The sequence below is a fragment of the Phyllobacterium sp. LjRoot231 genome (genome assembly GCF_964253365.1).
GTDB lineage: Bacteria > Pseudomonadota > Alphaproteobacteria > Rhizobiales > Rhizobiaceae > Phyllobacterium.
The window spans coordinates 208846-223931 of sequence record NZ_CAXUQT020000001.1; the positions used below are offsets into that span (position 1 = coordinate 208846).

General features: G+C 56.7%; 14 protein-coding genes and 1 pseudogene. 6 read left to right on the plus strand and 9 right to left on the minus strand.

What is annotated here, in order from left to right:
• Positions 1–12: 12 nt before the first annotated feature.
• Positions 13–1623 carry an ABC transporter substrate-binding protein gene (locus tag ACSQ3H_RS01025; RefSeq protein ID WP_436115315.1) on the minus strand — a complete coding sequence of 537 codons (1611 nt, stop codon included), beginning with the start codon at positions 1621–1623 and terminating at the stop codon, positions 13–15.
• 36 nt (positions 1624–1659) lie between these two features.
• Positions 1660–2715 carry a dipeptidase gene (locus ACSQ3H_RS01030; RefSeq protein ID WP_436115316.1) on the minus strand — a complete coding sequence of 352 codons (1056 nt, stop codon included), beginning with the start codon at positions 2713–2715 and terminating at the stop codon, positions 1660–1662.
• A gap of 303 nt (positions 2716–3018) precedes the next feature.
• On the opposite strand from ACSQ3H_RS01030, the gene ACSQ3H_RS01035 reads away from it, so the two are divergent.
• Entirely contained in the window at positions 3019–3258 is a 240-nt protein-coding gene (locus tag ACSQ3H_RS01035; protein WP_436115317.1) for a FitA-like ribbon-helix-helix domain-containing protein, read from the plus strand.
• On the plus strand, positions 3255–3695 hold the full coding sequence (locus tag ACSQ3H_RS01040) for a type II toxin-antitoxin system VapC family toxin (RefSeq protein WP_436115318.1): 441 nt from the start codon (positions 3255–3257) through the stop codon (positions 3693–3695). Before ACSQ3H_RS01035 ends, ACSQ3H_RS01040 begins: the two co-directional genes overlap by 4 nt.
• A gap of 23 nt (positions 3696–3718) precedes the next feature.
• Here ACSQ3H_RS01040 and gyrB read toward each other — a convergent pair whose 3' ends face one another.
• From gyrB to ACSQ3H_RS01060, 4 genes are all read right to left on the minus strand, one after another.
• Positions 3719–6160 carry a DNA topoisomerase (ATP-hydrolyzing) subunit B gene (gene gyrB, locus ACSQ3H_RS01045; RefSeq protein ID WP_436115319.1) on the minus strand — a complete coding sequence of 814 codons (2442 nt, stop codon included), beginning with the start codon at positions 6158–6160 and terminating at the stop codon, positions 3719–3721.
• Between the two features lie 258 nt (positions 6161–6418).
• Positions 6419–6847 carry a hypothetical protein gene (locus ACSQ3H_RS01050; protein WP_436115320.1) on the minus strand — a complete coding sequence of 143 codons (429 nt, stop codon included), beginning with the start codon at positions 6845–6847 and terminating at the stop codon, positions 6419–6421.
• The gene (locus tag ACSQ3H_RS01055; RefSeq protein WP_436115321.1) at positions 6844–7113 is read right to left on the minus strand and encodes a hypothetical protein; all 270 of its coding nucleotides are present in this window, start codon (positions 7111–7113) and stop codon (positions 6844–6846) included. The genes ACSQ3H_RS01050 and ACSQ3H_RS01055 overlap by 4 nt, the downstream gene beginning before the upstream one ends.
• Positions 7110–8558, minus strand: coding sequence for a S10 family serine carboxypeptidase-like protein (locus tag ACSQ3H_RS01060; protein WP_436115322.1), 1449 nt, complete (start codon positions 8556–8558; stop codon positions 7110–7112). Before ACSQ3H_RS01060 ends, ACSQ3H_RS01055 begins: the two co-directional genes overlap by 4 nt.
• A gap of 242 nt (positions 8559–8800) precedes the next feature.
• Between ACSQ3H_RS01060 and ACSQ3H_RS01065 the strand changes: the two genes are divergently transcribed.
• The 3 genes from ACSQ3H_RS01065 to ACSQ3H_RS01075 all read left to right on the plus strand — a co-directional run bounded on the left by ACSQ3H_RS01065 (position 8801) and on the right by ACSQ3H_RS01075 (position 11482).
• Positions 8801–10180 (plus strand): cytochrome P450, encoded by a 1380-nt coding sequence (locus ACSQ3H_RS01065; protein ID WP_436115323.1) that lies wholly within the window; start codon positions 8801–8803, stop codon positions 10178–10180.
• A gap of 230 nt (positions 10181–10410) precedes the next feature.
• Positions 10411–10794 carry an MbcA/ParS/Xre antitoxin family protein gene (locus ACSQ3H_RS01070; RefSeq protein WP_436115324.1) on the plus strand — a complete coding sequence of 128 codons (384 nt, stop codon included), beginning with the start codon at positions 10411–10413 and terminating at the stop codon, positions 10792–10794.
• On the plus strand, positions 10754–11482 hold the full coding sequence (locus ACSQ3H_RS01075) for an RES family NAD+ phosphorylase (RefSeq protein WP_436115325.1): 729 nt from the start codon (positions 10754–10756) through the stop codon (positions 11480–11482). The genes ACSQ3H_RS01070 and ACSQ3H_RS01075 overlap by 41 nt, the downstream gene beginning before the upstream one ends.
• Before the next feature lie 72 nt (positions 11483–11554).
• Here ACSQ3H_RS01075 and ACSQ3H_RS01080 read toward each other — a convergent pair.
• A pseudogene (locus ACSQ3H_RS01080) lies at positions 11555–12109 on the minus strand (tetratricopeptide repeat protein); the annotation flags it as partial.
• Positions 12110–12162: 53 nt separating this feature from the next.
• Here ACSQ3H_RS01080 and ACSQ3H_RS01085 point away from each other — a divergent pair.
• On the plus strand, positions 12163–13503 hold the full coding sequence (locus ACSQ3H_RS01085) for a DUF5110 domain-containing protein (RefSeq protein ID WP_436115326.1): 1341 nt from the start codon (positions 12163–12165) through the stop codon (positions 13501–13503).
• Positions 13504–13568: 65 nt separating this feature from the next.
• On the opposite strand, the gene fghA is transcribed toward ACSQ3H_RS01085, so the two are convergent.
• Entirely contained in the window at positions 13569–14402 is an 834-nt protein-coding gene (fghA, locus tag ACSQ3H_RS01090; protein ID WP_436115327.1) for an S-formylglutathione hydrolase, read from the minus strand.
• Between the two features lie 13 nt (positions 14403–14415).
• A complete protein-coding gene (locus tag ACSQ3H_RS01095) occupies positions 14416–15084 on the minus strand; it encodes a DUF1345 domain-containing protein (protein ID WP_436119308.1) in 669 nt (222 codons plus the stop codon).
• Between the last annotated feature and the right edge of the window lie 2 nt (positions 15085–15086).

Consider the following 15086-nt stretch of genomic DNA (forward strand, 5'->3'; position numbering starts at 1 on the left):
ACGAACCCCGGATCACTTTGATATGTTGAAGACGTAGTTCGTATCGAATGACGGTCCGAGCTTGAAGCCCTTGAGGTTCGAACGGTAGCCCGAGACCTCGATCTGCTGGAAAATCAGAATGAAGGGGCTCGTTGCGAGAACTTTTTTCTGCAGATCCTGATACATCTGCGCGCGCTTGGCACCGTCGCGCTCCAGGAGTGCAGCCTTGGTTTCCTTGGTCAGTTCCGGCACGTCCCAGGCATTGCGCCAGGCCAGTGTCTTGTTGGTACCCTCATCCGAATTGTTCGGATTGTTGGTGAAGGTGTCCGCATTGGAGTGCGGATCCCAATAATCGACACCCCACTGACCGATATACATATCGTGAGTGCGGGCGCGGTACTTCGTCAGCGTCTGCTTACCATCACCCGGAATGATCTCCATCTTGACACCGCCCTGAGCGAATGTCTGCTGCACGGATTCGGCGATACCCGTCACCGGCTGATTGTTGCGCACATCCATGGTGACGGAGAAGCCGTCCTTCAGCCCTGCCTTCTCCAGCAATTCCTTGGCTTTGGCGACATCGAGCTTGTACGGATTCTCGTCAAGTTCGCCGAGCACACCCTTTGGCAGGAAGCTCTGGTGGATTTCGCCAATGCCCTTGATCAGCTTCTCGCCGATCGCATCGTAATCGACGAGATATTTCAGAGCTTCGCTCACACCTGGCTTGGCCAGATTTGGGTTCTTCTGGTTGAGGCTGATGTAGTAAACCGTACCCTTCGGCGCATTTGTCGTCGCAATATCCTTGTTCTTGACGACCTGTTCCAGATCGTTGGGCTCAAGATTGCGGGCGATGTCGATGTCGCCCTTCTCGAGCAGCAGGCGCTGCGCAGCGCTTTCCTTGACGTGCCGGTAGATGACGCGCATGAGCGGCGCCTTGGTGCCCCAATAATTGTCATTGCGCTCAAGCACGATGATTTCATTGGCGCGCCAGTCGCGGATCTTCATCGGACCGGAACCTGCATAGGCGGTCTTCAGCCAAGCCCAGCCGAAATCGTCATTGACGACATGGTCGGAAACCAGCTTCTTGTCGACAACCGAGGCGACTGTTGCAGTCAGACAGTTCAAGACGAAGCTCGGTGCATAGGGCTGATCGACCGTGAAAACGAAGGTCGAAGGATCGGTCGCCTTGGCCTTTTCGGTGACATTGTCCGGCTTCAGGCCGAACTGGGTCAGGATGAACGCCGGGCTCTTGTCGAGCTTGACGGCGCGCTCGAAAGACCAGGCGACATCATCGGCAGTGATCGGGTTGCCCGATGCGAATTTCAGGCCCTGCTTCAACTTGAACGTATAGGTGAGGCCGTCATCGGAAACCGTCCAGCTTTCGGCGACATCGGCAACGACCTTCGAAGGATCGTTGATATCGAGACGCACAAGCTTATCGTAAGTGTTGCCGTTGATTTCGCCCGTGGTGAGCTCGAAGGCTTCAGCCGGATCCAGTGTGATCACGTCATCGATGGCGAAGGCTTCAACCAGCGTATCGGCTGGCGTTTCGGCCCATGCCGGTACGCCGGAAAGCAATATCGCGGACAGCGCCGCGCTACCGAGCAGAAGCCGGAATTTTGGGCTAATTTGGTTCATCAACATTGTTCTGGTTCCCTGTTTATGAGCAATTTGAGCTTTTTAGTTTTCTTCGTGCCAAGCTGAGCGAAGCACGCGCAGCCAGTTTTCGCGGCAGATTTTTGCAAGGTCGTCTTCCGAATATCCGGCATCCCGCAGCGCCATGACGAGATTCTGATTGCCGCTCGCATCGGTAATTTCACCGGGGATTTTAGCACCATCGAAATCAGAACCAAGGGCCACGCAATCGATGCCCATACGGTTGACCATATAGTTGATGTGGCGGACCATATCGATCAGCGGCGTATCGGCATTTTCCCGCGCGTCGGGCCGCAGCATGGCAACCGCATAGTTGAGCCCGACCAGCCCCTTGCTCTCGCGTATGGCGTCGAACTGCTTGTCAGTCAGATTGCGCGCGACAGGCGTCAGCGCGTGCACATTGGAGTGGCTGGCGACGAGCGGCTGGTCGCTGATCCGCGCCACATCCCAGAAGCCCCTCTCAGTGATATGCGCGAGATCGATGAGGATGCCGAGGCGATTGCAGGTCTTGACCAGTTCTTCGCCAATCGCGGTAAGTCCGGGGCCTGTATCCGGGCTCATCGGATAGGCGAACGGCACGCCGTGGGCGAAGATGTTGTTGCGGCTCCACACCGGACCCAGCGAACGCAAGCCGGCAGCGTAGAATACATCGAGCGCGGCAAGATCGGCGCCAATCGCCTCGCAGCCCTCCATATGGAGTACCGCGGCGAACATATCCTTTTGCATGCACTCGGTAATCTCGGCGGTACTGCGGCAGAGCTTCCAGCCGCCGAAGCGCTGCAGCTTCAGCGCGATCGAGGCCATTTCCAGCGCGATATCGAGGGAGGGCGCACGCTCCAGCGGTGCGGCAAGCGGCGTCGAATAGTGACCATTGGCATCGGGCGCCTTGAAGGCAAGATCGCCGGAGGGAACATAGATGGCGCACAGCCCGCCGATCAGCCCGCCCTTGAGCGCCCTGATCTTGTCGATGTGGCCGGAAGTGGTGCCTTCGATGAATTCCTGTACCGGATCCGCGCCGTCCTTCGAATGTTTCCACAACCGGTAAAGCACATCGTTGTGACCATCGAAGACTGGCTGCATTTCAATTCCCGATCAGGTTGACTTGAAAAAAGACCACATGTTCGCCGGGTAATTGTTTCATCAATCCCCGTGGCGCCCCATGGCCCTTTTTCGACAAAAGATCATGATGCCCGCGAACAGGCAAGAGAGTTGTTGTACAAAAGTATAAAAAGCCCCTGGGTCGTGGCGACTTACGTTTGCAGCAGTGCAACCTGTGGATCGTGGCGGTGACTCATGAGATGTGCCACCATCTCGCGACTGACTATTGATATCAAAGTCATCTATGTGATATCATCCTCGCTAAATCCAACGAGATCGATCAACATGCCGGCTGTCACTGTTAGAAATCTGCCAGAGGAAACCCACCGCGCGCTAAAGCTGCGTGCAGCTCAGCACGGACGCAGTACCGAGGCGGAAATCCGTGAGATACTCGAGGAGGCGATCCGTCCGAAGGATCGCATCAAAGTGGGTTCGGAGCTGGCCGCATTTGGCCGTCGATTTGGCGGTCTTGACCTCGACATCGAACGTGACCGAACTCCCGCTAAACCGGCAAAGTTTGAATGATCATACTCGATACAAATGTCGTTTCAGAACCGATGAAATCAGACGCCAGCGCTGCTGTATTGGCTTGGCTCGACAAGCAGGCAGCAGAAACACTTTATCTAACAACCACAAGTCTGGCCGAGTTGTTATTGGGCATAGCGATCTTGCCGGGTGGCAAGCGTAAAGACGGTCTGGAAAACGCACTCTCTGACCTAATGAGCTATCTCTTTGGACCACGTATATTAGCGTTCGACCAGGCCGCCGCCAAAGCCTATGCGCCCCTTGTCAGTCACGCGCGCGTATCAGGCCGCACCATCGCAGTTGCAGACGGCCAAATTGCCGCGATAGCTACGGCCAATGGATTTGCCGTAGCTACACGCGACACCCGCGCCTTTGCCGCCGCGGGTGTTTCCGTCATCAATCCGTGGATCGAAGAACAAACGGAGCACTCAGGATAAACCGTCCAAATAACGGTCAATCCCTAAACATCCAGATTAGCCACGCTCAGCGCATTATCCTGAATGAACTCGCGGCGCGGTTCGACGTCGTCACCCATCAGCCTTGAGAACAGACTGTCGGCGTCGGTAGCGTCGTTGACCTTGACCTGCAGCAATGAGCGCGCGTTGGGATCCAGCGTCGTTTCCCAGAGCTGATCGGCGTTCATCTCGCCCAGACCCTTGTAGCGCTGCAGCGACAGGCCTTTGCGCCCGGCGGCAAATACAGCCTCTAACAGCGCAATCGGTCCGGCAACGGAATCCGATTTTTCCTTGCGGCGCAGAACCGGCGGCTTGGAATAGATGTCGTGCAGGCGCGCCGAGTAGCGGTCGAGCTGGCGTGCATCGGCTGAGCCGATCAATGCCATGTCGAGCGTAACAGTTTCCTTGACGCCGCGCAGCGAACGCTCGAAGACATAGCCATCGACACCGTCATCCGGCGTCGCCAGACGGCCGCTCCAGCCCTTTTCGGTTTCCTCGGCGATCAGGTCGAGACGGCCGGCGACTTCAGTCACCAGCGCCTGTGCTTTCACTGTGTCGGAAATGGCTTCGGGGTTTAGCGCACCGGCAATCGTCGCCTGTTCAACGACCGCGCGGTCATAGCGCGTATTCAAGCCCTGCAGCAGATGACGGACGGCGAGCGCATCGGTGATGACGGAGCGCAAATCGGGGCCTGTGCGTACTTCGCCCGAGTCCAGTTCCAGCGCGGCCTCTTCCAGCCCGGAATCGATCAGAAATTCCTCATACGCGACCTCGTTCTTGATGTATTGCGAGGATTTTCCGCGGGAGACCTTATAGAGCGGCGGCTGCGCAATGTAGATATGGCCACGCTCGATCAGCTCAGGCATCTGGCGGAAGAAAAAGGTCAAAAGCAATGTGCGAATATGCGCGCCATCGACGTCAGCATCGGTCATGATGATGATCTTGTGATAGCGCAGCTTGTCCGGATTGAACTCGTCCTTGCCGATGCTGGTACCAAGCGCCAGAATCAAAGTGCCGATCTGATCGGATGACAACATGCGATCGAGCTTGACGCGCTCGACATTGAGGATCTTGCCACGCAGCGGCAGGATCGCCTGGTTCTGGCGCGAGCGACCACCCTTGGCAGAGCCACCGGCGCTGTCACCTTCGACGATGAAGATCTCCGATTTGGCCGGATCCTTCTCCTGGCAATCGGCAAGCTTGCCCGGTAGCGAGCTGATGCTCAGCGAATTCTTGCGGGTGATGTCGCGTGCCTTGCGGGCGGCCTCACGTGCGGAGGCGGCCTGAATGACCTTGTCGACGAGGACCTTACCTTCTGCAGGATGTTCTTCGAGCCATGTCGAAAGCGCCTCGTTGACGAGGCTTTCAACCACCGCCCGCACTTCGGACGAAACAAGCTTGTCCTTGGTCTGCGAGGAAAATTTCGGGTCCGGAACCTTGACGGAAAGAACTGCGGTCAAACCCTCACGGCAGTCGTCGCCGGTCAACGTAACCTTGGCCTTCTTTGCTTGACCGGTGTTTTCCGCATAGCCGGTCATCTGACGTGTCAGCGCACCACGGAAACCGGCAAGGTGCGTGCCGCCATCGCGCTGCGGAATGTTGTTGGTGAAGCACAGCACATTCTCGTGGTAGCTGTCGTTCCACCACATCGCGACTTCCACCGTCGTGTCATCACGCTCGCCGCGGATATAGATCGGCTCGTTGACAAGCTCTTTCTTGGTGCGGTCGAGATATTTCACATAGGCGGTCAAACCGCCCTCGTAGAACAGCTCGAGATCGACGGGATCGGCATGCCTGCGATCTGCGAGCAGGATGCGGACACCCGAATTCAGAAAAGCCAGTTCGCGCAACCGGTGCTCGAGTGTCTTGAAATCGAACTCGACCATGGTGAACGTGTCGGTCGATGGCAGGAAGGAAACTTCCGTTCCAGTCAGACCGTCGGAATCGCCCGTCACCTTCAGAGGCGCATCGGCGACGCCATGGGTGAAGCTCATCTCGTGGATTTTGCCCTGACGGCGAATTTTCAGCTTGAGCCAGACAGACAGCGCATTGACGACGGAAACACCGACGCCATGCAGACCACCGGAAACCTTATAGGAGTTCTGGTCGAATTTACCGCCCGCATGCAGCTGGGTCATGATGACTTCCGCTGCGGAAACACCTTCGGAGTGCATATCGGTCGGAATACCGCGGCCATTGTCGGTCACCGTGCACGAACCATCGGGATTCAATGTCACGGTGACGCGCGTCGCGTGACCCGCTAGCGCTTCGTCGATGGCGTTGTCGACGACTTCGTAGACCATGTGGTGAAGGCCGGATCCGTCATCCGTATCACCGATGTACATTCCAGGGCGTTTGCGTACAGCATCCAACCCCTTGAGGACTTTGATGGACTCCGCACCGTATTCCGGCGAGGCTTCGACTGTCATCTCGGGTGTATCACTCATATAAAATTCAATCTTTCCTGACGCCTGAACTGGCGCGCCCGTCCTTATAGCATAGCTTGGGCGAATCATGGCCCCATTACCGCGTTAGATATAGTGATTAATGCAGGTTTTTCCAATTCTCGGGGGCTTGATATCCACGGATGATGGCCAAGTTGTGGATCGACCAAACAGTTGTGGCTCCAACCCGTTTCCCTGGAAGGGGATGAGTTGAGGCACGATCTCTAAAGCAACCGATCCGTGAAACGTCCTGATACCGAGCTACTCGATGATTTGTATCCCTTCGGCAACTGGCCTTGCGATGGGGGACTGTGCATTGAGGTACTTCTTGACCTCGCTAAACCGAAGACTACCATCACGGTCGCCGTCTATTTCCGCAAAATGATCGATAAGGAAGCCCGATCCTGCCTTATCCGCAGATGCGGGGGTTACAAGGTGCGTCGAAGGATCGGTGGCCCTGTCGAAAAGCGCCTCAATATGCTTGTCGACAGTATCGAGAACGGTTTCACGCGTCACCGGCACCGAGGCTTTCCGAGCTGTTGACTCCGGCAGAGCATAGGCACGCTGCAGACGGATTTGCGCGCCTCTTTCCGGCCTAGTCAGCGTAATGGCATCATTCGCATTTGACGCTGACGTCTGGACGCCAGAAGCAATCAATGCCGTCATGAAAATCAAGGGACGCATGCTCATGGTGTTTCCTTCTCTGTAACGGGAGCGTTCAGAGCCGCGAGTGTTTGTGCTTGGCCCTGATCGTAAAATGCGTCGAGTTCGTGAATGAGCAGATCATATGAACCTGTATCGAAGGGCGAAACCCCGTGGCCGCCCTCGTATAGTTTGACGGGTATCTTTGCCGACAACCCCGCAGTCCCGACATTGAGTTCTGACTGATGGAAGGGTGTATTGAGATCATAATATCCGTGCTGAATCAGAACCTTCAGGCTTGGATTCAGTGTCATGCTGAAAGCCATATCGGGAATGCTGGCTCCCGTCCGGCCCCCACCAATGGCCAGCCTTGGGTCAGGTTCAAAGTCCCAGTTATCGATGATTGCTCCGTTAAAACCCAAGTAACGGGATGTCGAACTGTAGTTGATAAATGCGCCTGATAGCGTTGGATGAAATCGTAATAGACATCCGTGCGGTCAAAAACCGGATCGATAGTCTCCGTACGGTAAAACCGCCCGTCATTCACCTTGAGCTTTCCTCCGCCGGGACTAAATTTCTCAGTGAACTGGACCGTGTTCATATTTGGATTGTCGATCCAGGGGTTGTTGTTCCTGTTGTCACCTGGCTGATATGTTTTCCCTATTCCCGTGAGCTGAAAAAGCTTGTTGAGGAAGCCCGCTGCTTCCGGCTTTTTAAGGAACGCTTCCCATCCAGAACGATCAGGCGTCTTCAGCGAAACGCCGCCGAAGACACTATTGTAAAGCTTGTTGAAGTCGCCGGCAAAAGTGCGGACACCCGCTAAAAATGTCGCGATCGGTAAGCCGTTGCGTTCGGTCGATCTTTTGTGAAAGTCGGCCACCATGGCGTATGTCGGCAGCGCACCACCGCAGGAGACGCCTGGAAAGTAGCAGTCCGTTTTGTAATCCAGCATGGGTGAGTTCAGGACCAGACCGCTTAGAATATTCGCCGGTTGATTGCTCGGATCGGCAACATAGTCACGTGTGCCGCTTTCAATCAGCAGCCGGCCGATGATCGGGGCGCGAATGCCGCCATAGGAAACACCGTAAATATACTTCGGCGAGCTTTGACGATTATTGATGTTGATGTAGCGCGTGATGAAATCACGCAGGACCTTCGCATCGCTGTCGATACCCCAAAAATTCGAGTTTCGATGCGGCCTGATCGCTGCGGAGTAGCCAGTTCCGACCGGGTCGACAAAGACAAGATCCGTTCGGTCGAGAAGTGTGTTGGGATTGTCGATGAATAGTAGATTTGCCGGCGTGGAGGAAGGGTCTATGCTCTTTGGCCCGAGAAAATCAAGATCCAGATCCGCGGACGCACCGCCTGGGCCCCCATTGAATACGAATGTTACTGGTCGGTTTGCATGCGGAAGACTGTCTCGCGTATAGGCGGTATAAAAGATGGCCGCCTCGGCATCGATTGTCGTCAAATCTGCCGGCTTGGCTGGGGACGTTGCCCAGTTGTAAGCGATCAGATGTCCCGCCGTCGCGGTGAATGAGATGACATTGCCGTTCAAACTGATTGTCTGCGCTTTGCTGGATGGTATTTCGGAAACGGCGGAGCGCTCGATTAGATCGTTGGCTCCATAGCGGCCCGGTTGGACGGACGTGACGGGATCAGGAGTATCGAAGGTTCCAGCGGATTGTTCAGAATCCGATCCACCGCTACAGGATGCCAGAAAAATCGCCAGCAGAAGCCAGCACAAGCGAAATGCCATAATAAAAAACCTCACAATATAATTGCAATTAACGTATTGATATTATGTAATAAAATATGAAGAAGGCGGGGTAGTTTTGAGCTGGAATTTTGGTTCATAAGGCGTTTATCGAAACAGACCTCATTCGGGTCTTGGCGTCAAGGCGAAACCAGCGCAGAATCATCGCCATTGGCCGAAGGTATAATGGCCGATTTTGTGGACATCCCGCCTGGTTGTCCCCACATCGGGACCATGGAGGCCCAATGGATACGTTGAGAACCGCTTTTGTCCCCCCCGCCCCGGTGCCGCGCACTGGTCCGGTCGGCACATTGCAGCTTATCCGCACCATATACCGCAATCCGCTCGAATTGTGGGGCGAACCTTCCTACAATGAACCTTGGGTTTCTATCGACTGGTCCTTCGCCCACACGATCATCGCCAATGATCCGGGATTGATCCGCCACGTGCTCGTCGATAATGCGAAAAACTACAAGATGGCGGCGGTGCGCCAGCGCATCCTGCGCCCTATCCTGCGCGATGGATTGCTGACGGCGGAAGGCGATGTCTGGAAGCGTTCGCGCAAGGCCATGGCGCCGGTTTTCACGCCGCGACACATCGATGGTTTTGCGGAAAGCATGAAGCGGACGACCGACGTTTTCGCTGATCGCTATCAAGGTCTTACCGGCACGACCGATGTATCGCGCGACATGACCATGCTGACTTATGATATTCTCGCCGAGACCTTGTTCTCTGGCGAGATCGCCGGTGATCCGGATCAGTTCTCGCATGAGGTCGACCGCCTGTTTGAAACCATGGGCCGCGTCGATCCGCTCGATCTTCTCGGCGCTCCGGCTTGGCTGCCGCGCTTCACCCAGATACGCGGGCGCCGTGCCCTCGCCTTCTTCCGCCAGATCGTCGCCAACACGATGGAGATGCGGAAGGTCCGCATGGAGAAAGAAGGCGACAAGGTCCCGAATGATTTCCTCACCCTTCTCCTGAGAGCCGAAGGGCCGCAGGGTCTTTCCCGTGCCGAAATCGAAGACAATATCATCACTTTCATTGGCGCGGGCCACGAGACCACGGCCCGGGCGCTTGGCTGGACACTGTACCTTCTGGCGAAGGCGCCATGGGAGCGCGATCTGATCGAACAGGAGATCGATGCTTTCATGGGTCAGCGCGAGGTGCCGCCGCCGCATCAATGGCTCGACGCCCTGCCCTTCACCCGCGCCGCCTTCGAGGAAGCCATGCGGCTTTATCCACCCGCGCCGTCGATCAATCGTGAGCCGATCGAAGACGATGAATATCAGGATCTGAAACTGCCGAAAGGCGCAGCGGTCCTTGTCATGCCGTGGACAGTGCATCGCCACCGGCTCTATTGGGACAACCCGGAAGCCTTCATGCCATCGCGTTTCCATCCGGAAAACCGCGACAAGATCGACCGTTTCCAGTACCTGCCCTTCGGCGCCGGGCCGCGCGTCTGCATCGGCGCCAGCTTTGCGCTGCAGGAAGCCATTATCGCTCTGGCAACCCTGCTCCATCGCTACCGCTTCGATATGGCTGCGGATGTAAAGCCATGGCCCGTGCAGAAACTCACCACCCAACCGGACGGCGGATTGCCGATGACCGTGACGGCGAGACGATAGTAATTTGGCAAAACCGCTAGCGTGGTTCGACAGGGCTCACCATGAGGGATGTTGGTGGGCTACAGGATAGTCACCAACATTGCAGAATGTGTCTCCCTGCAATCAGCCCACCTCCCTCATGGTGAGCCCCGTCGAACCACGCACGATGGATATGCAACTTCCCGAATACTAATCACCTTGATTTCACAAGAAATTTAATCTATATTTATTTCCAGTGAAAGGACCAACCCATGCGAACCACCGCGCAACATATCCCAGAAACCCCGAGCAAGACCGCCGTTGTCTCCAAAGCGTTGCTGCGTTCCGCCGAATTGCTGGGTCTGACCGCCAAGGAACTTTCAACCGTCGTCGGCCTGTCCGAACCCAGTATCTCCCGGCTCAAGCGCAGCGAAGGTGCCGGTCCGCTCACCGGCAAGAGCTATGAACTCGCGCTCCTGTTCATCCGTCTCTACCGCTCGCTCGATGCGATCGTCGGCGGCGATGATGCGGTAGCACGGCAGTGGATACGAACTGACAACACCATGCTCGGCGGCAAGCCGCTCAACCGGATCAAAACCATTGACGGTCTCGCCCATGTCCTCGCCTATCTGGACGCCCGCCGCGCTCCGATCTGAGTCCCGGTCAATTCATGGCGCCTGTTGGCGTCTGGTTGAAGCGCAGCACCGCGTTTCCACCATGAAGCTCGTCGATACGCTCGATGAGCAGGCTCTGCTTGAAGACGAACTCGAAGCCACCAAGCCACCAGTTCCACCAGCCTGCACCCATCTTGATTACCTGCTGGCGACACCATTCCGCTATGGCCGCTATCCTGGCAACTCGCGCTTTCGGCGGGAAGGCTATTCGCCCGGCGTCTTCTATGCCAGCGAGCAAGTCGAAACCGCTGTCGCCGAAACCGCTTTCTACAGGCTGCTGTTCTTCACCGAAAGTCCCGGCACGCCTTGGCTGCGCAATGCGCTGGAATTCACCGCCTTCGAAACGCGCTATGCCACAACACACGCTATTGACCTGACCGCCGCGCCGTTTGTCGAGCAGGCGCGACAATGGACGCACCCGACTGATTATTCCGCCTGTCTCGATCTTGCCGACACGGCGCATGAAGCAGGCATCGAGCTTATCCGTTATCAATCCGTGCGCGATCCCGGCGACGGAATTAACCTTGCGCTGCTTTCCTGCGCCTGCTTTGCCATGCCAAACCCGACACGCATGACGACATGGCGTCTGCATTTCTCCAGTTACGGCGTGAAGGCCATCTGCGATAGTCCCGAGATCAGACTTGAGTTCAGCAAAGAGATCTTCTGCTGAGCTTGCGCCGATAGCCGCTTCAACACGCTGGCAAGCGAACACGCATGGCAGCAATCACAGTGATTCCGGCAGTCACTCTGGCAGCCCTGCTCTTCGCAGACCCTCCACGAACGTAGCGAGATCTTCCGGCCGGTGGATCGGAAGCCAATCCGTGAGATTGGAGATGCGCAGCGCCGGATCAAGCTGGCGCAAACGGTGCATCGCTCGCCGCGCTTCGTCCATTCGGCCGGCAAGCGCGTGGCTTGCGGCAATGATGCTGACCACCATCAGGAAGCTCGGCAAATCCCTGAATGATTTCTCGGCCCATGACGACGCCGTGTCGAACCGTCCTGCAAACAAATGCGCCATCGCCATTCCGGCCTGCATTCGATACATCTCCGGATCCAGGGGGCTCAACCGCATTGCGCGCGCGAAGTGCTCGATTGCGCCGTCTGATTCGCCGCGCCAGGTTCTCAGGAAGCCGCCGAGGAACCACGCAGCCGCCAGGTTCGGATTGAGTACCAGCGCCCGGTCGAGCAATGCGATGCCGCCATCGAGGTCGCCGACGAGATGGCCGAGCGCGTGGCCGCTTCGCGTGAGGGCAACCGCATCGTCCTTGCCCAACTCGACGGCTCGCCGGGCCAGTCGGGTATGCAGGAAGCCCATCGTCGCAGTTGCTCACCCGCTGGCTGCAGATTGGAATGTTCTATCCAATCAGCCGTGATCACACTGAGTCAGGCACCGACCGGCAGGAACCATGGGAGAAATTGGGCACGGATAGGAATATCGATGATCTGGCTATCCGCACCAAATATATCAGGGAGCGCTATGCGCTGATGCCCTATATCTACACCATGGCCGAAGAAGCCTCACGTAGCGGCATTCCCATGATGCGGCGGATGTTCCTCGAATTCCCCGGTATTGCCTCAACCGTCAAGCCGTCAGCCGGAGTGATGGATCTTGACGCCGAAACGCAGTTCATGTTCGGCGCCAACCTGCTTGTCGCCCCCTCACCTGTCGAGCAGGGTATCATGCCGTTTGGGACGCTATTCGAGGCAGAAAACGCAAGACGGTCGGGAAGCGCAATAACCGCAACCGATCACGCGGGCTTTTCAGGTTCGGGTTTCGTTTCTGGCTTCTACCCAAACCCCGGCGCGACAATCACGACGACCTTGAAGGGCGTTCCGGCGGATGGTCGCTACGCTCTACAAGTGCGTTATGCCAATGCCACCGGTTCTGACAAAACAGTAACCGTGTCCGTCGATGGGATCAGTGTTGACGGCCAACTCACACTACCACGGCTGGCTAATTGGGATACATGGGGCAATGTATCATTTCCCTTGAACCTCACCCCCGGCGATCACACCCTCGCCATAAGTTACGGGCCATCAGATAGCGGCAACGTCAATTTTGACAGTTTTGCCGTGACCGCTCAGGATGCCGCCTATCCAGTAGCGGTCTCACCGCATACACGGCCCTATGACGCCCTGATGCCGCCCGGCCAATGGTATGATTACTGGACAGGCAAGATTCTGCCTGAGCCCAAGGAAGGGACAAGCGCCGCCTGGAATTACACCATTGCCTCACCCAGCCTGAAAGGTTTGCCAGTGTTTGTGCGGGGCGGATCGATCATTCCTCGCCTGCCCGAGGAGAAGGTGGCGGACGTCAAGAGTACCCGCGACGTCCAGAAGCTCGAGCAGCTGGAATTGGCGATCTATCCCGGCGATAAATGCGCCGGCACGGTCTACATGGATGCCGGTGACGGGTTCGGCTATCAGAAGGGCGATTATTACCGCCGCAGCTTTACCTGCACCAAAACCGCCAACCAGATAACAGTCAGCTTCGGCGCCATCGAGGGCACGTTTACGCCATCATGGAAGACTGTCAAACTGCGTATATACGGCTTGAAAGACGGGCAGACCGCTGAGAACATCCAAGGGCTGGAAGGCACAACAGCCCCGGTTCTGGAGCAGGGCAGCGTCACTATAACGCGGCTTGAACCCAAAGCGGCGGGGACGCTGACAATGTCCTTGAAAAACTAGGGGCTGGCATCTCGAAGACGGCCGGCACGATCTCAATCGTACCGGCCGAAATCATTGGCACAATTTTATCCCAACCTCTCCGCATGCCAGGCGATATGATCGGCCATAAATGTCGAGATAAAGAAATACGAATGGTCGTAGCCGTCGCGCATGTTCAAGGTCAGCGGTATACTGGCCTTTTCGCACGCTTCTTCGAGCAACCAGGGCCGCAGGCCATCTTCGAGAAAGCCGTCCGCTTTGCCCTGATCGACCAGCAGTTCAGGCACCCGGTGACCATCCTCGATCAGCGCGACACTGTCATAGGCGCGCCATGCCGCCTCATCCCTGCCGAGATATTTCTCGAAAGCCGGGCGTGACCAGCCAGCGACCATCGGCCGGGTGATCGGCGCAAAGGCGGAAACGGACTTGAAACGGCCCGGATTCTTCAAGGCCAACGTGAGAGCGCCATGGCCACCCATGGAATGACCGAAAATACTCTGGCGTTGCATATCGACCGGGAAATTGGCGGCGACCAGTTCCGGCAGTTCCTCGCCGATATAGGTCGCCATCCGATAGTTCGTCGACCAGGGCTCCTCGGTCGCATCGAGATAGAAGCCTGCGCCGCTACCGAACTGCCAATTATCCTTTTCGTCCGGAACATATTCGCCGCGCGGGCTGGTATCCGGGCAGATGATGGCAATGCCGAGCTCTGCGGCAATACGGCGGTATTCGCCCTTGTCCATCACGTTCTGATGCGTGCAGGTCAGCCCTGACAGGTACCAGAGCAGCGGCACCGGTCCTTCTTTTGCCTGTGGCGGCAGGAACATTGCGAAGGTCATGTCACATTGGCAGGCATCGCTGCGATGGCGATAAACCCCTTGCGTACCCTCAAAGCTTTTGGCGATCGATAGCGTTTCCATAAATTCCCCGTGACTATGGTTTTTGGCCGAGTGAGACGACGACGTTGACGGCAACGGCAACGAGCACCGTGTTGAAGAAGAATGAGACGATGGCGTGCAGGAGATTGATCTTGCGCATCTCGGTACTGGTGATGGCGGTGTCGGAGGTCTGAGCCGTCATGCCGATAATGTAGGAAAAATACAGAAATTCGATACCGCCCGGCTCCTTGCCGCCAGGGAAATCCAGTCCGCCGACATGTCTGCGTGGCTTGTCCTTGGTTCCCTCTGCATCCTCGTCCGGCTGCCAATAGAGATGGGCGTAGTGGATGGCCGCCATCATATGGATGGTTAGCCAGCCAAGCGGCACCGAAGCAACTGCGAGCGCAAGCGACATATCGAGCGGCAGCGGATTCTGGCCGGAGTTGAGCACTGCAAACAACGATCCGACAGCCACGACAACGGTACCGAAGGTCACTGCGAAGATGATCCAGACGGGTTCATCGGACCTTGCCGCATTTTTCCGCAAGTATTCCGGCGTCAGCTTGTGGATTTTTAGTGCAGAGAAAAACAGATAAATCACAAAGAACACATTGGCGGCGATGACATAGGCATTGCGCGGCGACAGAGCCAGCCCCGGTGCCAGCGCTAGCGCTATAAGACCGACGACAGCCGCAATATAAAAGGGATTATGCCGCTTCCACATCA